The organism is Halorubrum xinjiangense (assembly GCF_900102375.1).
Classification (GTDB): Archaea; Halobacteriota; Halobacteria; order Halobacteriales; family Haloferacaceae; genus Halorubrum; species Halorubrum xinjiangense.
The window spans coordinates 101,709-123,148 of the sequence record NZ_FNBO01000008.1; the positions used below are offsets into that span (position 1 = coordinate 101,709).

At 68.1% G+C, this 21,440-nt stretch carries 19 protein-coding genes and 2 pseudogenes; 13 read left to right on the forward strand and 8 right to left on the reverse strand.

The features are described from left to right. Positions 1-44 precede the first annotated feature (44 nt). The gene (locus F3H13_RS10485; RefSeq protein ID WP_149798984.1) at positions 45-2,528 is read right to left on the reverse strand and encodes a glycosyl hydrolase; all 2,484 of its coding nucleotides are present in this window, start codon (positions 2,526-2,528) and stop codon (positions 45-47) included. Between the two features lie 314 nt (positions 2,529-2,842). Beyond that, complete coding sequence (locus F3H13_RS10490) at positions 2,843-3,325, reverse strand: SRPBCC family protein (protein WP_149798985.1); 483 nt, start codon at positions 3,323-3,325, stop codon at positions 2,843-2,845. A 479-nt stretch (positions 3,326-3,804) separates the two neighbouring features. On the opposite strand from F3H13_RS10490, the gene F3H13_RS10495 reads away from it, so the two are divergent. The 4 genes from F3H13_RS10495 (at position 3,805) to F3H13_RS10510 (ending at position 8,674) form a co-directional block, all read left to right on the forward strand. Then, positions 3,805-4,320, forward strand: a complete 516-nt coding sequence (locus tag F3H13_RS10495) for a CNNM domain-containing protein (protein WP_149798986.1) — start codon at positions 3,805-3,807, stop codon at positions 4,318-4,320. A gap of 73 nt (positions 4,321-4,393) precedes the next feature. Next, a complete protein-coding gene (locus F3H13_RS10500) occupies positions 4,394-5,407 on the forward strand; it encodes an ABC transporter ATP-binding protein (protein WP_149798987.1) in 1,014 nt (337 codons plus the stop codon). Continuing rightward, a complete protein-coding gene (locus F3H13_RS10505) occupies positions 5,404-7,635 on the forward strand; it encodes an ABC transporter permease (RefSeq protein WP_149798988.1) in 2,232 nt (743 codons plus the stop codon). Before F3H13_RS10500 ends, F3H13_RS10505 begins: the two co-directional genes overlap by 4 nt. After that, on the forward strand, positions 7,628-8,674 hold the full coding sequence (locus F3H13_RS10510) for an ABC transporter permease (RefSeq protein WP_149798989.1): 1,047 nt from the start codon (positions 7,628-7,630) through the stop codon (positions 8,672-8,674). Before F3H13_RS10505 ends, F3H13_RS10510 begins: the two co-directional genes overlap by 8 nt. 53 nt (positions 8,675-8,727) lie before the next feature. On the opposite strand, the gene F3H13_RS10515 is transcribed toward F3H13_RS10510, so the two are convergent. Both F3H13_RS10515 and F3H13_RS10520 read right to left on the reverse strand, forming a co-directional pair. Continuing rightward, positions 8,728-9,387: a trimeric intracellular cation channel family protein gene (locus F3H13_RS10515; protein WP_149798990.1), complete on the reverse strand. Its 660-nt coding sequence runs from the start codon at positions 9,385-9,387 to the stop codon at positions 8,728-8,730. Further along, complete coding sequence (locus F3H13_RS10520) at positions 9,384-10,211, reverse strand: DUF2797 domain-containing protein (RefSeq protein ID WP_188128049.1); 828 nt, start codon at positions 10,209-10,211, stop codon at positions 9,384-9,386. The genes F3H13_RS10515 and F3H13_RS10520 overlap by 4 nt, the downstream gene beginning before the upstream one ends. Positions 10,212-10,330: 119 nt before the next feature. On the opposite strand from F3H13_RS10520, the gene F3H13_RS10525 reads away from it, so the two are divergent. Together F3H13_RS10525 and F3H13_RS10530 are read left to right on the forward strand one after the other, a co-directional pair. Beyond that, positions 10,331-10,696 carry a BsuPI-related putative proteinase inhibitor gene (locus tag F3H13_RS10525; protein ID WP_149798991.1) on the forward strand — a complete coding sequence of 122 codons (366 nt, stop codon included), beginning with the start codon at positions 10,331-10,333 and terminating at the stop codon, positions 10,694-10,696. 72 nt (positions 10,697-10,768) lie between these two features. Next, on the forward strand, positions 10,769-11,218 hold the full coding sequence (locus F3H13_RS10530) for a hypothetical protein (RefSeq protein WP_149798992.1): 450 nt from the start codon (positions 10,769-10,771) through the stop codon (positions 11,216-11,218). Positions 11,219-11,222: 4 nt separating this feature from the next. Here F3H13_RS10530 and menD read toward each other — a convergent pair whose 3' ends face one another. Together menD and F3H13_RS10540 are read right to left on the reverse strand one after the other, a co-directional pair. Beyond that, the gene (gene menD, locus F3H13_RS10535; RefSeq protein WP_149798993.1) at positions 11,223-13,115 is read right to left on the reverse strand and encodes a 2-succinyl-5-enolpyruvyl-6-hydroxy-3-cyclohexene-1-carboxylic-acid synthase; all 1,893 of its coding nucleotides are present in this window, start codon (positions 13,113-13,115) and stop codon (positions 11,223-11,225) included. Between the two features lie 117 nt (positions 13,116-13,232). After that, entirely contained in the window at positions 13,233-13,625 is a 393-nt protein-coding gene (locus F3H13_RS10540) for a DUF5830 family protein (RefSeq protein ID WP_149798994.1), read from the reverse strand. Between the two features lie 133 nt (positions 13,626-13,758). Here F3H13_RS10540 and F3H13_RS10545 point away from each other — a divergent pair, with 133 nt between their 5' ends. Both F3H13_RS10545 and F3H13_RS10550 read left to right on the forward strand, forming a co-directional pair. Then, the gene (locus tag F3H13_RS10545; protein ID WP_149798995.1) at positions 13,759-14,124 is read left to right on the forward strand and encodes a hypothetical protein; all 366 of its coding nucleotides are present in this window, start codon (positions 13,759-13,761) and stop codon (positions 14,122-14,124) included. A 71-nt stretch (positions 14,125-14,195) separates the two neighbouring features. Beyond that, positions 14,196-14,330, forward strand: a pseudogene (locus tag F3H13_RS10550) (VOC family protein); the annotation flags it as partial. 246 nt (positions 14,331-14,576) lie between these two features. Here the strand turns inward: F3H13_RS10550 and F3H13_RS10555 are convergent. Together F3H13_RS10555 and F3H13_RS10560 are read right to left on the reverse strand one after the other, a co-directional pair. Then, positions 14,577-15,485, reverse strand: a complete 909-nt coding sequence (locus tag F3H13_RS10555) for a glycosyltransferase (protein ID WP_149798996.1) — start codon at positions 15,483-15,485, stop codon at positions 14,577-14,579. A gap of 14 nt (positions 15,486-15,499) precedes the next feature. Next, on the reverse strand, positions 15,500-16,822 hold the full coding sequence (locus F3H13_RS10560; RefSeq protein WP_149798997.1) for a cytochrome P450: 1,323 nt from the start codon (positions 16,820-16,822) through the stop codon (positions 15,500-15,502). An 83-nt stretch (positions 16,823-16,905) separates the two neighbouring features. Here F3H13_RS10560 and F3H13_RS10565 point away from each other — a divergent pair, with 83 nt between their 5' ends. The 5 genes and pseudogenes from F3H13_RS10565 (at position 16,906) to nosZ (ending at position 21,437) form a co-directional block, all read left to right on the forward strand. Then, complete coding sequence (locus tag F3H13_RS10565; protein WP_149798998.1) at positions 16,906-17,553, forward strand: helix-turn-helix domain-containing protein; 648 nt, start codon at positions 16,906-16,908, stop codon at positions 17,551-17,553. A 2-nt stretch (positions 17,554-17,555) separates the two neighbouring features. Continuing rightward, positions 17,556-17,693, forward strand: a pseudogene (locus F3H13_RS10570) (ring-cleaving dioxygenase); the annotation flags it as partial. Between the two features lie 335 nt (positions 17,694-18,028). Then, complete coding sequence (locus F3H13_RS10580) at positions 18,029-18,571, forward strand: DUF2249 domain-containing protein (RefSeq protein WP_149798999.1); 543 nt, start codon at positions 18,029-18,031, stop codon at positions 18,569-18,571. A 125-nt stretch (positions 18,572-18,696) separates the two neighbouring features. After that, a complete protein-coding gene (locus tag F3H13_RS10585) occupies positions 18,697-19,245 on the forward strand; it encodes a halocyanin domain-containing protein (RefSeq protein WP_149799000.1) in 549 nt (182 codons plus the stop codon). 269 nt (positions 19,246-19,514) lie between these two features. Next, entirely contained in the window at positions 19,515-21,437 is a 1,923-nt protein-coding gene (gene nosZ / locus F3H13_RS10590; RefSeq protein ID WP_149799001.1) for a TAT-dependent nitrous-oxide reductase, read from the forward strand. Positions 21,438-21,440: the final 3 nt, after the last annotated feature.

Sequence of the window (21,440 nt, forward strand, 5' to 3'; positions counted from 1 at the left end):
GGCGGACGAAAGGCGTGCGAGGAACCGCCCGGCGGCCGACGTGGTCAGTCGTTCCCGTTCCCCCTCGCGCCGCTCTTGCCTCTCGCGCCGCTCTTGCCTCTCGCTCCGCCGTCGTCGTCGTCCGAGCCGTCGACGCGGGGGAACGCGCCGTCCATCGGGGGCAGCGATTCGAACGACCGGGTCGTCGTCCCAGTCTCCCCGGCGTCGACGGTCAGTTCCGTTCCGTCGGAGAACGACACCTCGGTCGGCTCGTCGCCCGCGTTGTAGGCGACGTACGTCCGCGTGCTTCCGTCCCGGAAGACGCTGTAGAGGGGCGTGTCCGCCGAAACCGTCGCGTCCGGAACGCCCACGGCGTCGAGGGTGTAAATCCAGTGTGCGGTGTGCGCGCGGGACTCTCCGAAGTCGCCCGCCACGTAGTCGGTCTCGTACCAAGACCGCGCTTCGTCCGGGTCCGAGAGCGCGCGGAACTCCCAGAGGAAGTCCGAATACCAGCCGAGGTCGAACGTGCCGTCGCCGCCGTCGTTCTCCAGCAGCTCCGCCCAGTTCGCCGAGGCGGCGTCGCGGTTCCACCCGAGGTAAAGCGAGTGCCCGCCGATCGGGAGGTAGTTGATGGCGTGGATCGACTCCGGATCCTGGTTGAACCACGTCGCGTACTTGTAGCCGCGACCCCAGACCATCCCGGCGTAGTCGTAGGGCCACGCGTCGGGGAGTGTCTCGTCGGCGACGTCGAACCAGTACTCGAGGGCCGCGTGGACCTCGTGGGTGTAGAGGTAGATCCCGGCGTCGCGAAGCTCCTCGTCTCCCGTCAGCTCGCCCCACAGCACCAGAGCGGCGTAGGCGTTGACCGCCTCCGAGGAGGACTCCTGATTACACCCGGCGGGTAGCTCGCCGCTCCCGGACGCCCACGAGTGGCCCGCGTACGGGCTGAAGTTTCGAAAGAGCGGGTACCGGGGGTCGTCGCGGTCGGGATTCGCGTAATCGCGGACGAGGTGGTCGACGATCCCGCCGTACGCGTCCTCGCGCGCCCACTCCGGGTCGGCCCGCGCGAGCTCCGCCGCGGCCTTCACCCAGTAGCCGTAGTGGAAGTGGTGGTCGTTCAGATCGGCGTCGGCGCCGAACCCCATCGGCGTCCCGTTCAGCGTCCCCCAGACGTCGTCGTACCAGAACAGGTCGGTCCCGTCGACCTCGCCGTCGGAGCCGGCGGAGAACCACGTCTCCAGTTCCTCGCGCATCGCCTCTCGGAACCGTTCGGCGGCGGCCTCGTCGTCGACCTGTTCGGCGAGCGGCGCGAGCTGGAGGAGCCGTTCGAAGTTCTTCCCGTTCCAGTAGGTCCCGTCGCCCTGCCAGTCGCGGATGAGCGTCTCCGCCGATTCCACCGCGTCGACGTGCTCTCCCAGGTCCGGGACGTCCGTCGCGTCCGGGAGGAACGGGAGAATCCCCCGGTACGGGAGTTCGGTCGTGAATGTCGAGCCGGCGTAGACGGGCATCTCGCCGCGCGGAGAGACGTACGACCAGTCGCGCAGCTCGTCCGTGGTCCGCCTCGCCTGATGGGGGTAGAGGGCTGTCAGCGTCTCGTCGGCGCGGCCGTGCTTGGCTTCGAGTTCGAACTCGTAGTCGGTGACGACCGCCGAGCGCTCGGCGTCGTACTCCCAGGTGACCGTCGTGTCCGCGACGAACGCGTACGCGCGTCGTCGGTACGCGTTCAGGACCGACTCGCCGGCCTCGGGAAGCACCGCCACCGAGACGTATCCCTCGCCGTCGAGCCGGGACGAGACCGCGTCGCCGCCGACGCCATCCCAGGTGGCACCCGGCGGCGCGAACAGGCCGTAGTGGTGTCCCGCGACCGTCACGCCTAGGACGTGGTCCCGCTCGTGCCAGACCGAGACGTCGCCGTCGAACGCCACGTCGATGCCGCCCCCGTTTGCCTCGAAGTACACGAACGGCGACCCCTGTGCGAGGGTCGCATCGAGGCTCGCCTCGCCGTCCGTCCGCCGGTAGGTGACGGACCAGTCGCCGTAGTCGGCGACTTTGGCCGGCACGTCGCCGTCGACTTCGGGATGAGAGACGGTGAGGTCGGCGGCGATCGGGCCGGTGCTCGCCTCTGGCGACGCCGCCATCGCCGCGAAGTCGTCGGTCCGCTCGCCCCACGTGAACGGCGCGTCGCCGATTTGCCACTCGTCGGGATACGTGATTGCGAGCCCGGACTCGGTCACGCGCGCCGCGAGCGGGTGGACCCAGAGGTTCTCGGAGAGCGGTCGCCACAGCAGCGTCGTCCACCAGTCGTTCGAGGGATACGGGCTCGAGAGCTCGTCGACCGCGTACACCTTCCGGGGCGGTGCGCCGGCTTCCTCCGGTTTCACGCGTGCGATACTGCCCGCACCGACCTGTTCGAGGTCAGCGTCCGCCGCGCTCGCGCCGAAGCTCCCCGCGGCCGCGAGCGTGCCGCCCGCGAGCAACCCCTTGAGCCAGGTGCGTCTCCGTACGTTCGTACTCGGTCCGTCGATCGGAGTGTGTGAGTCGTCTTTCATAGCTGTCGCTTGTCGTGCGTCGGCGGCCGAATACCGCGCCGCAGGGGGAACATCAACTTCATTTATTAAAAATATTGGTTAAAATAAAAATAAATTGTCTTATATCCGGTTACTAATCAATATTCTTATATGACCGGCGCCGCCGCCTCACCAACGACGGTGCGACCGGGAGGGCGAACCACCGGCGTCTCGGAAGACCAGGGCGCCGCGCTCCCGTCGCGGGGGGACCCGACATCACTCCGACCCTCCCTCACTCCGACCCTCTCTCACTCTGACCTTCCCTCACTCTGACCTTCCCTCACTCTGACCTTCCCTCACTCTGACCTTCCCTCACTCCCATTCGGACTGCTCTCTCCGTCCTCCACCAGCCGTGCGAACCGGTCGAGCGCGCGACGACAGACCGGAACGTACGCGGCCGCGATCAGCGGAATCTCGATCACCGCCCGACACCGGTCCGGATCTCCTGAGTACCGCTCGACGCGGTGCCCGGTCGCGGGGACCCTGGCAACTGTCCAGTCCCACCGGAGGCGCGTCGCTGCGGTCACCCGGAACGGGATCCAGACCCCCGCGACCCGGACTCGCCCGGTCGTCCCGGCCTCGACGTACCGGTCCGCGCTCTCGACGCCGCGGACCGACGGGCTCCACTCGGGCCACCGTCGGGTGTCGCGGAGCGCCGTCGCGGTCGGCTCTGGGGGCGCGTCGACGTCGCGACCGACCGCGAGCGTCGCGCCCTCGCGGACCACCGAGTCGCCGTGGTCCCGGGCAGAGTCACCGGCCGCATCTCGGTTTCCGAACACGTCAACTCTTCCGGCGGCCACACCCCTCATCGCTGCGGTTCGCCGGGTATATTTGAATGAACGTACGGTTTCTTCCCCTTCAGACGACGGTAACTCTCGGTTCGTCCACCGATCGAACCAGTTCCCCTTCCAGCTGATATTAATACCTTATATGGTATCAGGACTCATTATCTCTTTCCACGAAGGGTTAATACGGGGATCCCCGCTATCGCAGGTCAATATGGCAAGCGATCGCGACACCATGAAAGACGTCTCGCACACAGCACCGAACGGCACCTCCGCGGACGCCGTCTGGGAACGAGGACGCGGACCGGTCGAGGAAGAGGAAGAAGAGGAGTAACGCGGCGTTTCGATTTCTGCGTCCCGGCAAAGTCACCGACTGACACGGCTACGCGTCTCGGACTGGGAGCGGTGCCTCCCCGCTAACTGCGGGCCTCCGGCCGACACCCTCTTTGACCTAGTTTTTATAAACACGGGTCATGGTCGGAGTTCCACTTGGGGTGGCGGGGGTCTCGGCGGTGGTCGTGTTACTAGCGTTCAGCGCGTTCTTCTCGAGCTCTGAGACCGCCATCTTCTCGCTGCCGGCCGAGTGGTTCGAGCAGCAGGCCGGCACTGACGACCCACGGGGGGACGTGCTGAAGGAGCTCCACGACGACCCGCACCGACTCCTCGTGACGCTGCTCGTCGGAAACAACGTCGTCAACATCGCCATCTCGAGCATCGTCACCGTCCTGATCGCCGGGTACCTCCCCTCCGGGGCGGCGATCGTGACGACGACGCTGTGCACGAGCTTCCTTGTCCTCGTGTTCGGCGAGATCGTCCCCAAGGCGTTCGGCCTCGGGAACGCCGAGACGTGGTCGCTGCGGGTCGCGTCACCGGTCCGGCTGGTCGAGCGGGCCCTCTCGCCGCTCATCTCGCTGTTCGACGGGATCACCCGCCGGATGAACGCGTACATCAGCGGCGACGCGAACATCGAGAAGCCGTACACCGACTGACGCGGACGGGGCCGTTCTCGCGGCTGATACCCGCGGGCGTGGGTTTAACTCGGGCGCCGCCGGACCCGAGCGCATGATCGAGGCCTCGGGGCTGCGGAAGACCTACGGCGACTTCGCGGCCGTCGTCGACAGCGACTTCGCCGTCGACGACGGCGAGGTGTTCGGCATCGTGGGCCCGAACGGGGCCGGGAAGACGACGACGCTCAAGGTGATCGCCGGCCTCGTCGAGCCGACCGCCGGCGAGGTGACCGTTGCCGGGTTCGACGCCTCGGACCCCGAGATGCGCCGGCACCTCGGGTTCCTGCCGGAGGAGTCGCCGTTATACGAGGAGATGACCGCGCTCTCGTACCTCCGCTTTTTCGCCGACCTCTACGACGTGCCCCGGGAGGTCGCCGACGAGCGGATCGGCGCCGCGCTCGACCGCCTCGAACTGGACCACCGCGAGCGCCGCCTCGGCGACGTCTCGAAGGGAATGAAACGCAAGGTCGCCATCGCGCGCTCGCTCGTCAACGACCCGGACGTGCTGGTGTACGACGAGCCGGCCTCCGGGCTCGACCCAGTGACGACGAACTCCGTGCTGGCGTTCACCCGCGAGCTGCGCGAGACGGGCAAAACCGTCGTCTTCTCCGCGCACAACCTCTACCACGTCGAGTCCGTCTGCGACCGCGTCGTGGTGATGAACGAGGGCCGGATCGTCGCCCGCGGGAGCGTCGACGGGATCCGCGAGCGACACGGCGAGACGACGTACCGCGTCTTCACCGACACCGAGCCGACGGCGACGCCCGCGCTCGCCGACCTCGACGCGACGACCGAGGAGGTCGGCGACCGGTACCGGACGGCCGTCCCGACCATGGACGCCGTCGCCGCGGTCCGCGAGGCCGTCGGCGAGGCCGGCGGCGAGGTCGTCGACATCCGGAGCCGCGAGCCGAGCCTCGAGGACGTGTTCCTCGACATCGTCGGGCGGCCAATGCCCGGGCGGTACACTGGCGACCTCGGCGGTGATGGAACCGACGCCGAGAGCGACCACGACGGCGACGAAGAGGAGACCAAGACGACGAAGCCGGCGACGACGGAGGCGACCGAGTGACCGATCGGCTGCGTCGCGTCGGCAGGCGCCTCGCGGTCGGCGTCCGTCGCGTCCTCCGGGTCGCGAGGTGGGAGACCGCCCGCGCGTCCGGGGGCGTCGACCGCCGAACCCTCGCCGCCGGAATCGCGCTCCTCCTCGTCGCCGGCGGCGTCGTCGGTGTCGGCGTGGCGACGGGCGTCGCCGGCCTCGACGTCGACCGGGACGTGTACCGCGTCGGCGTCGACGCCGAGTCGCCGTACGCGGAGGCGATCGAGGAGGCGCCGTCGCTGCGCCCGGTCCCCGGCGGCACGGCATCGCTCGGCGACTCGACCGACGCTGTCGTGGTGACGGTGGTGCGACCCGGCGCCGGCGACGACGGGGCGATCGACGCCGCTGACGTCGACGAAGTCGTCGTCCGCGCGACGGACACGCGGAAGGGCGAGGCGGCGGCCGCGTCGGTCCGCGAGGCCGTCGAGGCGCGAAACGAGCGGGTGCTGCGCGCCGAGCCGAACCGGACCGCGGCGTTTCCGGTCACCGTCACCCTCCGGTACGTCGGCCGGACGACCGGGTTCGACGACGGCGCGACGCTCGGCGGCAGCGACGGCGGCTCGACGGGCGACTCGGACGGGGACGGCGGCGACGAGAGCGCCAGCGGGGGTACCGTGACTGACGCCGACGGATCCGGTAGTGGCACCGACGCGGAGGAAACTGGATCTGACGGGTCCTCTGCGACCGACTCCGAGGCCGACACCGGCAGCGATGGCTCGCCCGGAGACGATACCACGGCCGGGAGGACAGACGGGACCGACGGCGACGGAAGCACGACCGGGGGGACAGACGGGACCGACGGCGACGGAAGCACGACCGAGGGCGTCGATTCCACCGACGACGGCGCGGACGCGGACGACGGCTTCGCCGTGCCCTCGATCGGCGGCGGCGCCTTCGGCGCGAACACCGTCGGCTCGCCCGGGTCGATCACGCCGCCGTTCCCCTTCACCTCGCTGCTCTTGGCGTTCGCCTTCCTCGTGCCGATGAACTTCCTCATCCAGGCGTACGGCTCCTCGATCCTCGACGAGCGGACGAACCGCCGGGGGGAACCCCTGCTCGTCACGCCGCTGTCGCCGGCCGAGATCGTCGCCGGCAAGACGCTACCGTACGCCGCGGCCGCCGCGGTCGTCACGAGCCTTATCGCCCTCCTCGTTGGCGGCGGGGCGCTCTCGGTGATCGCGGTGGCGCCGGTCGCGGCGACGTTCCTCGGAGCCACGTTCGTCGGCGCGATGTTCGCGCGCTCGTTCAAGGAGCTCACCTTCGTCACGGTGGGCGTGAGCGTCCTCCTGACCACCTACGCGTTCGTCCCGGCCATCTTCACGAACGTGACGCCCGTCGCGCTCGTCTCGCCGCTGACGCTCGTCGTCTTCGACCTCCAGGGCAAAGCCGTCTCGGCTGGCGAGGTCCTCTTCTCGACGGCGCCGATGGCGGTCGGGGCCGCACTGTTGTTCGGCCTCGGCCTCGGCGTCTACCGCGAGGAGGACATGTTCTCGCAAAAGCCCGTGACGCGGAAGTTCCTCGACGCGCTCGCGGTGCGGCTGGCTCCCGTGTCGGCGGGCGGCGGACTTCTCGACCGCGACCGACTCCGCGGGCTCGGTTCCGTCGCGTTCCTCACCGCCTGTACGATCCCCTTCGTGTTCGTCGCGGAGCTTCTGGCCGTCGCGGTGCTTTTCGCGCTGCCGGTCACCGTCTCGATCCCGGTCCTGCTCGTGACCATCGCGTTCATCGAGGAGGTCGCGAAGAGCGTCGGCCTCTACGCCGGCTTCGAGCGCGGCGTCTTCGAGCGGACCGACGGCGTCGGCGTCGGGGACGCCGATGCGGGTGACGCCGACGTCGGGGACGGCGATGCGGGTGACGCCGGCGTCGGGGACGGCGACGGATCGCTCCGCGTCGCGCTCGCGGTCGGGATCGCCTCTGGGACCGGCTTCTTCCTCGCCGAGAAGGCGACCGCGGTCGTCCAGGCGGTCGGGCTCACAGACCTCTTCCTCGGCCGCGCCGCCTTCGCCGACGTGGCCGGCCTCTCCGGGCTGCCGCCGCTCGCGCTGGCGGCGCTGTTCTTCGCGCCGCTCGTCCTCCACGTGACCGCGACGACCGTCGCGAGCGTCGGCGCGAGCCGCGGGCGGACCGCCTACGCCGTGGCGCTGACCCTGGCGACGCTGGGGCACGCCGCGTACAACGTCGGGGTGGTGAGCCTTGGATAGCCGGCTGACGATCGCCGGGCGCGAACTTGCGGGGCTGCGCGCCGAGAAGACGATCCTGCTGGCGATCGGTATCCAGCTTTTCATCGCGATGTTCTCGTCGTTCCTCGTCGTCGGGCTCGTCTCGATGTACGACCCGGGCGCGCTCGACGGCGCGGAGATCGAGGTCGCGGCCGCGGGCGACGCGGTCGACGACTTGGAGCGCGCCGCGGGCGACGTCCCGGGCGCCTCCGTCACGCCGTACGACGACGCGGGCGCCGCGCGGAGCGCCTTCGAGCGGAACGCGGCCGACGCGGTGGTGGTCGCGACTCGCACGGAGGACGGGCGGGTGTCGGCCGCCGTCACCGCACCCGACTCCACCGTGGAGACGACGGTCATCGTGGTGCAGCTCCGCGAGATGTTGCGGACCTACGAGCTGAACGAGCGCGACTCCCGTGCCTCATACCTGGAGGAGTCTCCGCTCCCCCTGCCCGACCGGAGCGACACTAGCCCGTACTTCACGTTCACGTACACCGTGTTGATCCCCCTCCTCGTCTTCCTCCCGGTGTTCATCTCGGGGTCGCTGGTCGTCGACTCGATCACCGAGGAGAGAGATCAGGGGACGATGGAACTCCTCCGCGTCGCGCCCGTCACGATCGCCGAGATCGTCGACGGGAAGGCGGCGGCGGCGATCGGGATCGCCCCCGCACAGGCCCTGCTGTGGCTCCTCCTGCTCGAGGCGAACGGCACCTCGGTCGCGAACGTCGGCCCAATCTTAGCGCTGATGACCGCGCTGACGACGCTCGTCGTCGCCGTCGCGGTCGGCGTCGCGGCGGTCGCGCCCGACCGCCGGGCGGCGCAGCTGCTCTACTCGGTCGCCGTCCTCGTCCTGTTCGGTGGCGCGACGGCGATGGCCGGCGGCCCCGCGAACGCGGTGGCGCGGCTCGCCATCGACAGCGCGGATGCGACGACGGGCGTCCTCGTGGTCACGTACGCGGCCATCGCCGCGGCCGCGTACCTCGGCGTGCGGCGCGTCGTCGCCGTCGAGGGCTTCGCTCGCTGAGCGGGTCAGTTCCGAGACGGGGCGGCTCCGGGCCGGTCCGGCTCTTCCGCGGCTCAGTCGCCGAACCGCTCGCCGACACGCTTCGCGGTCGGGAGCCGCCAGCCGCGAGCGACCGCGACGAGCCGGAGACCGACCGTCACCGCCGCGCACGTCGCGGCCGCGACGCCCGAGGGCCCGCCGAGCGCGCCCACCAGCCAGTAGGCGACGCCGCCCAGCACGGCGCAGCTGGCGTAGAAGTCCTCGAAGAGTATGAACGGCGCGCGGTCGAGGAGGACGTCGGCGAGCGCGCCGCCGCCAACGGCGTTGATCGTCGCGACGGCCACCACGCCAAACGCGGACACCCCCGCGTTCGTCGCGACGATGGCGCCGGTGGTGGCGAACGCGGCGAGACCGACGGCGTCGGCGACGAGCGTCACCGGGTGTTCGTCGGGGGAGGCGAGCCACGCGCTCAGCCCGACCGCGAGCGCGACGCCGAGCAGTCCGAGGAGGATCTCGACCGGCGAGCGCAGCGCGAGCGGGACGCGCGCGACGAGGAGGTCGCGGGTGACGCCGCCGGCGAACGCCATGGCCAGCCCGACGACGGCGACGCCGAAGAGGTCGAACTCCTCGCGGACCGCCTTGCTCGCGCCGACGAGGGCGAACGCGACGAGCCCCACCGTGTTCATGACGGCGAACGGGTCGCCGAAGAGGACCGCCGGAACGCCTCCCGTCACCCGCCGAACGCCCCGAGGCTCGACTGGAGCTCCCGTTCCGGCACCGCGTCGGTTAGCTCGTAGCCGACGAGGTCGCGCGCGTCGACCGCGTACGTCGAGCCCCCGCGGTCGAGGACCAGCACCCGACCCTTCCAGCCGCGGACGGTCCCCGCGGCCATCGTCTCGGCGACGGGGCGCTCGTCGAGGTCGAGCCCGTAGTCGAACGCGAACCGCTCGATCGGGTCGAACCGGTCGAGGAGCGCCCCCCACGCGGCCTCGTCGACCGCGCGCCCGAACCCGTCGAGCTTCGTCGGGACGCGGACGCGGTCGACGAGGTCGTCGCCGGCGGCCAGTTCTGCCTCCACCTCGCGGGCGATGCGACCGTTCGGAAAGGTTCGGATATGCGCCGCGCGGTCGGCGCCCTGCTCGCGGAGGCGGGTCCCGAGCCGCCACTCCTTCGTGACGCCGACCTTCAGCACGTCGGGCGCGAACGCGGCGAGGTACATCGCGTGCGTCTCGTGGCAGTCCATCTCGTCTTTCAGGCACGTCCCGGTACACCGGGCGCACACCCAGACGCGCGAGTGGTCGTCGCAGTACGGCGCGGTGGGGGCGTCGCAGGCGACGTGGTCGCCCTCGTGGACCGTCCCCGCGCAGCGGCGCTCGCCGAGCCCGAAGGCGAGCTCGGTGCCCGGGCTCGCGTCCACGAAGTCGACGGCCCCACCGCTCGCGACGTAGAGCCCGCCGCCGATCGGTCCGTCCGCCTCGGCGATCGGACCCCGCTCGGAGTCGCCGTCCGCGTCCGGCGAGTCGCTCGCGACGTCCGTCTCGTAGCCGACGACCTGCACGCGAGCCGATAGGCGAAGCCGACGCTTATAGGCGTCGTCGTCGGTCACGTCCGCGGGCTTCCGAGAGACCGGAGCGCGCCCGCCGAGGAGTTTTCCCCTCGCGCGTCGCAGACGCCGCCATGCTCGACGCAGCGCTCGCGGCGACCGAGACGGACGGCCGAGTGGCGCTCTCGCTGCGGATCGAAAACGCGGGCGCGGAGTCGGTGACGCTCGACTTCCGGACCGGTCAGCGCGCGGAGTTCACCGCGTACCCGGCGGCCGAGGAAGCGCACGCTTCCGACGGGAGAGAGGCCGACCCGGTCTGGCGATACGGCGCGGGGCAGATGTTCACGCAGGCGCTCGGCAGCGAGACGATCGCGCCCGGCGAGGCGGTCGGCTACGAGGCGACGTGGCGGGGCCCTCCGTCCGGGAGCTATCGGGTCGTCGGCGAGGTCACCGCGACGAACCGCGGCGCGCGCGCCGAGGCGGTCGTCGACGTGGGGTGAGGCCCACGCCGGCCCGAGCCGAGCGCTCGCCCGACCGGGATTTATAAGTAAAACCGGCGTCGGCTCACGGACATGCGCACCGCAGCCCTCCCCCCGGTCGTCGCCGCGGTCGTCGCGCTCGCGGTCAGCGGCATCAGGCGGCTCTCGCCGATCCTCCTCCAGTCGTCGGTCTCGCTCCCGTCGGCCGAGACGCTCTCAGTGTACCTCGTAAGCGGCCGGTTCACGGCGTTCCTGCTGATCTACGGCCTACTGTTCGGCGTCGCGCTCCTCGCGGGACTGCGCGACGCGGACGCCTCCGCGACGTCGACCGCGCTGGCGACGGGCGCGAGCGCGACCGTCGCCTTCCTCGCCGGCTCGGTCGCCGTCCTCTGGTACCTCGGTCCAGACCGCGGGCCGATCGTCGCCGCCGTCTTCGCGCTCGGCGCGAGCCTCGGCGTCGGGGTCCAGTTCGCGGTCGTCGCGTACGCAGGGGTCGCGCTCGGCGAGGCTCGCCGTGAGGGGCCGCGCCGGACCGCCCCCTGACCGCTTACTCGTCTCCTGCGTTGCCGCGGACCGCGCGCTCGACGGCGGCCGCCAGTCGCTCGCGCGTGCGGTGGCTGGCCTCGGCGTCGGTCGCGACCTCGATCAGGTGCGACCCCGGGGCCTCGTGCGCCCGCGAAACGGCCTCGCCGACCTCGTCCGCGACCGCTTCCGCGCGCTCGGCCGGCGTCTCGCCGCGGTCGGCGAGCGCGTCGGGCCGCGCGTCGATCCGCGCGTACTCGAGGCCGTGGAGCTCGGCGAGGGGTTCGAACTCCATCCCGTGCGGCGTCTTGAACGACTCGGAGAACGGCGGCTCGAACGACTCGATCGGAAGCTTGTGGAAGATCCCGCCGCCGTCGTTGTTGATCGCGACGACCGTGACGTCGACGTCGCAGCGCTCGACCGCGAGCAGCCCGTTCGAGTCGTGGTATAAAGCGAGGTCGCCGACGACGAGCGTGAGGTCGTCCGTCGTCCCGGAGCCCGCGCCGAGCGCGCTGGAGACGATCCCGTCGATGCCGGAGACGCCGCGGTTGCCGAGCGCGGTGACGTTCGCCGTCGTCGGCCCGACGAACCGGTCGAGGTCGCGGACGGGCATCGAGTTAGAGACGAAAAGCGTCGCCGGGTCGGGGAGCGCGTCCGCGACCGCGCGGAGGGCGTCGCCCTCGTGGAAGCCGCGTTCGCTCCCCGCTCCGTTCGGGACGTCGTCGCCTTCTCTCGTGTGAACCGCCTCGGCGACCCGGTCCGCCTCCTCCCACTGCGCGCGCCAGTCCGGATCGCCGCTCCCGCCCCGGGCGAGCCGCGAGAGGCGGGCGCAGAGCCGGCTCGGCTCGGCGACGACGAGGTCGGTCGCGGCGAACTCCGCCTCGCGCCAGCCCCCGGCGGGGTCGACCTGATACTGGTCGGCGCCGGTCCCGGCGAGGTACTTCCGGAGCCGCTTCGAGGTCGGCGAGGCGCCGAGCCGGAGGACGAGGTCCGGGTCGGCCCAGCCGTCTGGCCCGTCTGCTTCGCCGGCTTCCGTCCCGCCGCCCGCGAGGTCGGCCGAGAGGTACGCATCGTAGCCCCCGATCACGGGCGCGACGCGCGTGTGTCCGCCGTACCGGAGTCCCGAAAGCGGGTCGGCCAGCACGGGGAACCCGCTTGCGTGCGCGAGCGCCGTGACGGCCTCCGGGTCGATCCCCGGCGGGTCGGCGGGGCCGGCGACGATCAGCCCGCGGTCCGCGTCGCTCAGCTTGTCGGCGAGCGCGCGCAGCTCGTCGTCGCCCGGTTCGGGCGCGCCGCCCGTCACGTCGACGTAGGGACCGTCGCGCCCGCGCTCGGCCGCCTCGGGCAGGTCCTCGGGCACGTCTCCCGGGACCGGCGTCGGCTCCAACGGCTTTTTAAACGGCACGTTGAGGTGGACCGGTCCCTTGTCGGCGCCCTCGGCGGTCGAGACGGCGCGAGCGACGGTGGTCCGCAGCGAGCGCAGCGCCCGATCGTTCGCGGCGGGCTCCGGGAGATCCTTATAAAAGCGCACGGCGTCGCCGTACAGCTTCTCTTGGTCCGTGGTCTGGTTCGCGCCCGAGTCTCGCAGCTCCGGCGGCCGGTCGGCGGTGAGCGCGAGCAGCGGGACGCGGGCCTCGCTCGCCTCCATCACGGCGGGATGGTAGTTGGCGGCGGCGGTGCCGGAGGTGCAGATCAGCGGCGTCACGCGGCCGGTCCGACGGGCCCGGCCGAGCGCGAAGTACGCGGCGGCGCGCTCGTCGAGCTGCGAGAACACGCGGAGCTCCTCGTGGCCCGCGGCGGCGACGGTCAGCGGCGTCGAGCGGCTGCCCGGCGAGGCGACGACGGCGTCGACGCCCGCGGCGACGAGCTCGTCGACGAGCGCGTTCGCCCACAGGACGTTCCGGTTCGGCGCGGTCATTGCCGTCGCTTCGGGCCCCGACGTAAATACTCCGGCGAGTTCGGTCGGCGGGCGGTAGGGTGGCGGGCGGTGGGGTGGCGGGGCGGTGCCCGCCCCCGGGAGGCGTCAAGGTTGGTGTCACTCCGACGCCGACTCCGACTCGCGTCCGGTCACCCTCCGGATACAGGAGGACCCGAACGGGCCGAGTTCCCCGGCGTCCAGCCGGATGAAGTGGCCCGTCGAAATCGACGTGCCGCAGCGCCGGCACTCGAACTCGCCCTCGCGGGCGACGACCTGGCTCTCGTACTCGACGTGGGTCCCGTTGCGGCGGACGCGGAGCCGCGCGCCCTCGCGGTCGATGACCCCGCGCTTCTCGGCGGCGTCGAGGATGTCGCGAGTGAGCGCCGGGCTCGTCGTGATCGTCTCGATCCGGTCGACCGCGGCGGCGAGGTCGAGCTCCTCGCGTTCGAGGTGGGCGAGCAGCTCGACGCCGAGCTCCAGCTTCTCGTCGCGGGTCGACGGCTCCGTCACGGCCGGCGAGACGGCGCGATCCCTCTTAAGTCGGCTGGATGGAGGTCAGGCTCCGGCCGGCCCCGACCGGTAGAGCGCGAATTGGCGCCCCGCGGACCGGCAGATTCACGTCTGTCGGCCGACATCCGATTCTGTGTCTCGAGCCCGCGACCGGTCCCGTCGCCGCCCCGCCTACCGCCGCCGGCCGAACGAGTTCTACTGGCTGTGGATCGCGGCGACGGCGACGTACGGCGTCGGCGACATTGTCTCCACTATCGCCTTCCTCCGGTACGTCCCGACGATCGAGGAGGCGAACCCGGTCGTGCGGTTCGCCCTGGAGTCGTTCGGCCTCTCGGGGCTCGTCGCACTGAAGATCGCCGTCTACCTCGTCATGCTCTGGATCAGCGTCGAGGGCGCGCGCGAGGGCGACGGCCTGCTGTACTACTTCCCGCCGGTGCTGCTTACGGCGACCGGGACGTACCTCACCGCGAGCAACCTGCGGCTGTTGTGGATCGCCTGAAACCCCGCAGACGCGGGCCGGCGATCACCCCCACCGACACCGACTTTCCCGCGCGGCGCCTCTCTGCCCGCATGCTCTCTGCCACTCCCGGCCTCCACCACGTCACGGGGATCGTCGGCGACCCCGCGGCCGGCGCCGAGTTCTACGGCGGGACGCTCGGGCTCCGCCTGCTCCGCCGGACGGTGAAGGACCGCCCACAACTTCGGAGGATGGAATTGATGCGTGGTTCGACAGAAGTTCCCTGACGGATCTCAACCGGGCGGAGAACATTTGCCAGAAAATCACTCCGAGTTCCTACAAGTAGGATGCGAATAGTGTTTGTGTGCCACAGTTGTTAACACGCATTTTCGACCCAAAAGCAGGACATTCGCCACGAGAGAGCAATTCATATTACAGACGAGAAGTATTCTATCTCCGGGACGGGAGTATCGCCGTTCACGGCGAGAAGGAGATTATGTGATGATCTCGACCTTGAATTTGCTCCGCCATCGGTAGCGTCGGCCGCCCCAGACGAACGTGTTCCGCGAGAGTGCGTATATCATCAGCGGCACTTGGAGGATGATAGCGGGATACGATAGTAGAGCGGTCCAGCGGTAAATTCCGAAGTACGCGTACAAACCTGCGGCCAAGAGGGTCACACAGACTCCCGCATAAACCGGAGAAAGGAGACAAAACAGTGCGAGTAGCGACGTGATGAGCCCCATCACGATGGTATCTCGGGGATTGTGTTGGTGGATGATCTGTGTGAATCGGACATGCCGTTCCAACGTCTCACGGATTGTTCCACCGATCTCAACCTGCCGGATCCGCTTGAGTGTCGTTGTGTCCAGATACTCCGAGAGTAATTGGTCGTCACTCACGGTCCGTTGGAGATTCCGGAGAAATGACTCCCAGTCTAGGTCGTCGCGTTCAAACATAACGGCACCACCCCACGGCTTATTATTTGCGTACGTCCCGAGTGTCCCGCCAATGGCGTAAATCGGCTCAAGTAGCGTTGAGAGTACGTCGCTCCCGACGAAAAAGTAGAGTTCTGAGACAGGTCCCTTCTCGTCGTATGCCTCGTGGAATGCTGCCAGCCAGTCAGAGGGATGGTGGAAGTCGTCGTCAGTCCAGACGATGCGGTCGTGGGTTGCTTTGTCCATTCCCGTGGCGAGCGCATTCGCTTTACCTGAACAGCCCGTAGGTTCACCGGCTACGACGACCTGTACATTCTGTACCCCCTCGCCGTAGTCGGCAACTGGATCGGACTCGTCGTCGCAGATAATGAGTAGTTCGTCGGACGGGTCAAGTTGTGTGGCGATCTCCTCGATAACCGGGGAGTGTGTTGTCGTCGGGAGGAGAATGGTTGTTGGTGGGGTCATAGTCGGTTTATTTACTAATTGTGAACCCGAAGTCGCGCTTTGACTGGATGATTCGGGGCTAAGGTCGTTGATACTGCGAAATCCAAGTCTTTAGTGACGGGGTCGAATCGGTACTGCTGTAGCAGTCGTGCGAGTACTAGTCGGGCTTCGAGTAGCGCAAACCGCCGCCCGATACACATCCGAGGACCACCACCGAACGAAAAATACGCGTATTCTGGCGGGTCGATTTCTTTCCAGCGTGTCGGACGATACGCGGTTGGGTCACTAAACAAGTCAGGCCTGCGGTGCGTCGCCCACTGCGAACAGACCACGAGTGCATCTGCAGGGACGTGGTATCCCTCGACGACGTCGTCTTCGGTTGCCTCTCGCATGATCAGGTGAATTGGAGGATACAACCGCATTGCCTCTCGAATAGCGCGATCAGTGCGAGGCAAGGGTTGCCCGATCGTAGGTTTGCCATCCAGCGTAGTAACCTCGTCCACGACAGCCGCTTGTTCCTCTGGATGGGTAGCCAGACAGTACAGTGTGTAGGTGAGTGCGAGTGCCGTCGTCTCGTGACCAGCCAGGAGAAACGTGACGAGGTGGTCACGGATTTCGTCGTCATCCATATCGGCCGAGCGTAACGCCGAGAGCAGATCGCTTTCCTCAGACGGTGCCGATCGACGCTCGGCGAGGAGGTCGTCAACGAACTTATTGAGTCGTTTGACCGCGTGACGGTATTGTATATTTCGTGGGAGCGGGACCCAGTCTGGAACGTGGAAGGGTACCCTACTGTCTGGACTAAAGCGATTTGTCACGGCACGGGCCGCCGCACGGACGGCCGTTGCGTCCTCGAAGTCGGTATCGAAGAGGACCTCACCGAGAATTGAGAGGGTGATTTCGGACGTTACGTTCACGAGATCGATCGTCTCACTGGGCTTCCAATCCGTGATGTAGCTGTCTGTGCGTTCGATCATTGACGCTGTATAGTCGGCAATTTGACTGGGATCGAACGCTGGTTGAATAGCCCTTCGGGCAGACTCCCAGTCAGTACCTTCACTCAGTAGCAACCCATCGCCGAGAAGCCCCTCTAGTTCGCGTCGTTGGAAATTGCCCTTTCGGTAATTCGAAGTATTGTCTGCGAGCACGTGACGTATTGCTGCCGGTTCGGCGAGCAAGACGCCCTCTTGACGCGGAATACGAAAGGACACGATCGGGCCGTACTCGGCGACTGTCTGCTCGACGAACCCGAGTGGGTCTCGGGCGTAGGGTAGTGTGTGGCCGAGAATGGGTGGTGCGGGTGGTTCTGGTGGTCTGGGATTATCGGTGGGTGATAGGCGACCTTGTGAACCGCTCATACCTACAGTAAGAACGTCATCGGCACCGAGATTTTTCCCACGTATAGATGGTTATTTAAATAAAACGAGGCGGAGCTAGGAGTATGAAGCAAGTTCGAGTTCGTGTCGCCCCGCCGAGTGAGATGTTGCTTCCGATTCACCAAGCAATTTGTTCGACACCGGAGTTGGGAGATGCGCTGTTATTATCCGGAGGCCAGAATTCGAATGATCCAACGGAGCTGTTCTCAATTAGAGGCGGGCGGGAGGCCGTCCTCGGAGCTTTGACTGGGCAACCAGGGATACGGTCGGTTGATGTCCTCTCTGCTGGGGAAACAGAGACATACGTGTATGTACGAGAGGTTGATCAAGAGCGGACAATTGCAGATGTGTTCACGGCGAGAACACTCGTTGTGACACTACCGGTTCAGTTTCAAACGGACGGGAGTGTCAAATTCACCGTTCTCGGCTCCAATTCCGATCTCCATTCGGCGTTTAACTCCGCTCGTGAGCTTGCAGATGTGACTGTATTAAAGGTACGAGACGGTTGGTCCGACCAGATGGGCGACTCCCTAACAGAACGCCAGCGAACGTTACTGAAGACCGCCTATGAGGGCGGATACTACGACTATCCAAGGACTACCACCCAAAACGATATAGCAAATTCAGCCGACGTTAATAGCAGTACTGTAGCCGAACATCTCCGCAACGCTGAGGCGGTACTCGTACAACAGGCTCTAAACACAGATCTATAGTGACCGGCCACGCGACGGCCCTCTCGCTCCCGCCGCGCTTCGAGGACGACCGCGAGCTGATCGAGTCGCAGCTGCCGGCGTTCGACGGGCCCGGAGAGACCGGCGGGCCCGACGGTTCGGACCCGGAGCGCCCCCGATGAGCCGCCGGATCCCCGGCGTCGACGGGCCGCACGCCGAAGCGACGCTCGTCACCGGCGGCGCCCCCAGCGCGGTCCGGTCGACGTGATTCCCGGCCCCGCACGAGGCGCCGCTGTCGGCCAACGAGCCCGCGCTGACCTCCGCGGTCGACTGCCGGATCGACCCGGGGGACGGCCACGGCCTCTCGGACGCGACGATGGAGCGGATCGGCGAGCGGATCGAGAGGCTGCTCGGCGACGACTGACGCGCGCCCTCGCCTGTCGGCCCTGCTCGACCCCGCGAGTCCCGAACGTGTTCGCGCCGCTCGCCATGCGGCTGCGGCGTCGAGGGTGACGCGATGTCCGAACTCGACGTCAGAGAGATACCGCCGAACGAGCGACACGACCGCATCCACGACGCGTTCGCCGACCTGGAGCCGGGCGAGTCGCTCACGATTGTCAACGATCACGACCCGAAGCCGCTCTACTACGAGCTCTCGGCCGAAGTCCCAGCCTTCGACGACGAGGCGTACGCGGTCGAGCGCGAGGGGCCGGAGCGCTTCGTCGCCGAGCTGCCGAAGGCGGCGTCGGCGTCCGGGCCGGAGACAGTCCGGCTCGACGACCTCGACGGCGAGCCGCACACCTCGGTGTTCCCGGGAGAGGAGCCGAAGACTGTCCGGCTCTCGTTGGCGGCAGGCGAGGTCGTCGCGGAACACGATCATCCCGACAGAACGGTTGTGTTCCACGCGCTGGAGGGCACGTTCGACGTCGCGCTCGACGGCGAGGGCTACCGCGTCGAGGCCGGCGAACTGCTCCGGTTCGACGGCGAGCGGAGCGTGGCACCGACCGCGCGGGAGGACGCCACCGCGCTGATCGTGTTGGCCCCGCGGGACGAGGCGTAGCTCCCTCGGTCGTCGCGGGCCCGGCAGCGGTTCGCATCGTTCAAGCACGAACATGTTCGACGGGATTCCCGCCCGACTGGGCGACGCACGGACGTTACAACTACCACCCACCAACCACCGACCACATGACCGACGACACCACACTCGATCGGCGGCGGTTCGTACAGGCGACGACTGCTGCGGGCGCGACCCTCCTGCTCGCCGGGTGTTCCGGCGGAGGCGGTGATGGGGGCGACGGGTCCGACGGAAGTGACGGGTCCGACGGAAGCGATGGAAGCGATGGAAGCGACGGAAGCGACGGATCGGACGGCGGCGACACCGAGTACCTCGGCGAGGAGCCGGATTACGGCGGCTGGTTCGACGGCGCGAACAACTACGAGCAGACCGTCGACGCCACCGGCCAGGACGAGGTTACGGTGGAGGTCGGCGCGGGCGACGGCCTCTCGTTCGGTCCGGCGGCCGTCGCGGTGAGCACCGGAACGACCGTCGTCTGGGAGTGGACCGGTAACGGCGGCGGGCACAACGTCTCCGCCGAGTCGGGCGACTTCGAAAGCGAGACTGTCACAGAAGAGGGCCACACCTTCGAGTACACCTTCGAGGAGACGGGGACTCAGGAGTACGTCTGTACGCCCCACGAGGCGGTCGGCATGAAGGGCGCCGTCGTCGTTCAGTGACGGCCCGGCACGACTGAACCGCGCTTCGCACAACAACGCGGCTGAACCGCGCTTCGCACAACAACGCGACGCAACCACTTTTATTCGGTTTATTTTATGCGTACCGAACTCCCGACGCCGAGAGGAGATTCTCACGGATTCGGAACGCGGTCGGCGATCGCCGAACGTGTTCGAGCGCTTCTAACCGCGCAGCAAGCCGCTTGAGGGGCTATATACGGGAGTCCGCAACGTCCGCCTGTCGCGAGGGAATCGCCGCTCGCGGATCCACTATGTCGAACGACACACAGCGGTCGACGGACGCGGAAGAATCGGGCGACAAGACGACCGGCTCGACGGACGGGTTCGACTCGATGCTCCCTGGCGTCCGTCGCCGGGACTTCATGAAGGCCGGCGCCGCGGCCGGCGGACTCAGCGGGCTGGCGGGCTGTACCAGCCTGCTGAGCGAGGACGACGGGGTTCAGGGGACGGCCTCGGCGAGCGGGGCCGACAACTCCGTGCCGCCGGGTGAACACGACGAGTACTACGCGATCCTCTCCGGCGGGCAGGCCGGGGACGTCCGCGTCCACGGGCTCCCGTCGATGCGCGAGCTCATCCGTATCCCGGTGTTCAACCCGGACGCCTCGCGCGGCTACGGCTTCGACGACGAGAGCAAGCAGATGCTCGAAGACGCCGGCGGCTACTCGTGGGGTGACACCCACCACCCGCGGATCAGCCAGACCGACGGCGACTACGACGGGCGGTTCGCGTACGTCAACGACAAGGCGAACGGCCGGATGGCCCGGATCGACCTGACGTACTTCGAGACGGACGCCATCGTCGACATTCCGAACCAGCAGGGGACCCACGGCGCCTGCGCGCAGCTGCCCGACACGGACCTCATCTTCGGCGTCGGCGAGTTCCGGACGCCGATCCCCAACGACGGCACCGGTGAGTTGGAGGACCCGGACTCGTACGGCTCCGTCCTCGCCGCCATCGACCCCGAGTCGATGAACGTCGAGTGGGAGGTCCTCATCGACGGTAACATGGACAACGGTGACGGGAGCAAGGAGGGCCGGTACTTCTTCACGAGCGCCTACAACACCGAGGAGGCGGCGACGGAGTCGGGGATGACCCGCGCCGACCGCGACGACGTGAAGGCGTTCGACATCCCCCGAATCGAAGCGGCCGTCGAGGCCGGGGAGTACGAGACAATAAACGAGGTCCCGGTCGTCGACGGGCGGAAGGACAGCCCGCTCAACCAGGGCGACGAACCCATCGTCACCTACATCCCCACGCCGAAGAGCCCGCACGGGGTCAGCGTCACGCCGGACAACGAGTACGTGATCATCAGCGGGAAGCTCGACCCGACCGCGTCGATCATCGAGATCGACAAGATCGACGAGGTCGACGACCCGACCGATGCCATCGTCGGCCAGCCGAAGCTCGGGCTCGGTCCGCTCCACACGGCCTACGACGGCCGCGGCCACGCGTACACGACGCTGTTCATCGACTCGCAGGTCGTCAAGTGGGACATCGAGGAGGCGGTCAACGCCGAGCCGCGCTCGGAGAGCCCGGTGATCGAGAAGATCGACGTCCACTACAACCCGGGCCACCTCATCGCCGCGGAGTCGTACACCGAGGAGCCCGCGGGCGACTGGCTCATCTCGCTGAACAAGCTCTCGAAGGACCGGTTCCTCCCGGTCGGCCCGCAACACCCCGAGAACGACCAGCTGATCTACATCGGCGACGACGAGAACGGGATGGAGCTGGTGAAAGATTCGCCGGCGCAGGCCGAGCCGCACGACGCCTCGATCTGTCACAAGTCGAAGATCGACCCGAAGGCCACCTACGACCCCGAGGACCTCGAACTCGACTACACCGCCGAGGGCGAGGAGACGATGGAGCGGGTCGGCGACGGCCGCGTCGAGATCGAGATGTACTCGACCCGGAACCACTACGGGTTCCAGGAGATGGTCGTCCAGGAGGGCGACGAGATCGAGATGCAGGTGACGAACATCGAGACCACGAGCGACATGCTCCACTCGGTGGCGATCCCCGACCACGACGTCCACATGCGGCTCGCCCCGCAGGAGACGCGTAAGGCGACGTTCACCGCGGACGAGCCGGGCGTCTACTGGATCTACTGCGCGCACTTCTGTAGCGCGTTGCACCTAGAGATGCGCTCGCGGCTCATCGTCAAACCGGAGGAATAACGC

Coding starts and splice junctions, on each gene's coding strand:
- F3H13_RS10485 (WP_149798984.1), bottom strand. CDS start 2,528: ATGAAAGACGACTCACACACTCCGATCGACGGACCGAGTACGAACGTA.
- F3H13_RS10495 (WP_149798986.1), top strand. CDS start 3,805: ATGGTCGGAGTTCCACTTGGGGTGGCGGGGGTCTCGGCGGTGGTCGTG.
- F3H13_RS10500 (WP_149798987.1), top strand. CDS start 4,394: ATGATCGAGGCCTCGGGGCTGCGGAAGACCTACGGCGACTTCGCGGCC.
- F3H13_RS10525 (WP_149798991.1), top strand. CDS start 10,331: ATGCTCGACGCAGCGCTCGCGGCGACCGAGACGGACGGCCGAGTGGCG.
- F3H13_RS10530 (WP_149798992.1), top strand. CDS start 10,769: ATGCGCACCGCAGCCCTCCCCCCGGTCGTCGCCGCGGTCGTCGCGCTC.
- menD (WP_149798993.1), bottom strand. CDS start 13,115: ATGACCGCGCCGAACCGGAACGTCCTGTGGGCGAACGCGCTCGTCGAC.
- F3H13_RS10555 (WP_149798996.1), bottom strand. CDS start 15,485: ATGACCCCACCAACAACCATTCTCCTCCCGACGACAACACACTCCCCG.
- F3H13_RS10560 (WP_149798997.1), bottom strand. CDS start 16,822: ATGAGCGGTTCACAAGGTCGCCTATCACCCACCGATAATCCCAGACCA.
- F3H13_RS10565 (WP_149798998.1), top strand. CDS start 16,906: ATGAAGCAAGTTCGAGTTCGTGTCGCCCCGCCGAGTGAGATGTTGCTT.
- F3H13_RS10580 (WP_149798999.1), top strand. CDS start 18,029: ATGTCCGAACTCGACGTCAGAGAGATACCGCCGAACGAGCGACACGAC.
- F3H13_RS10585 (WP_149799000.1), top strand. CDS start 18,697: ATGACCGACGACACCACACTCGATCGGCGGCGGTTCGTACAGGCGACG.
- nosZ (WP_149799001.1), top strand. CDS start 19,515: ATGTCGAACGACACACAGCGGTCGACGGACGCGGAAGAATCGGGCGAC.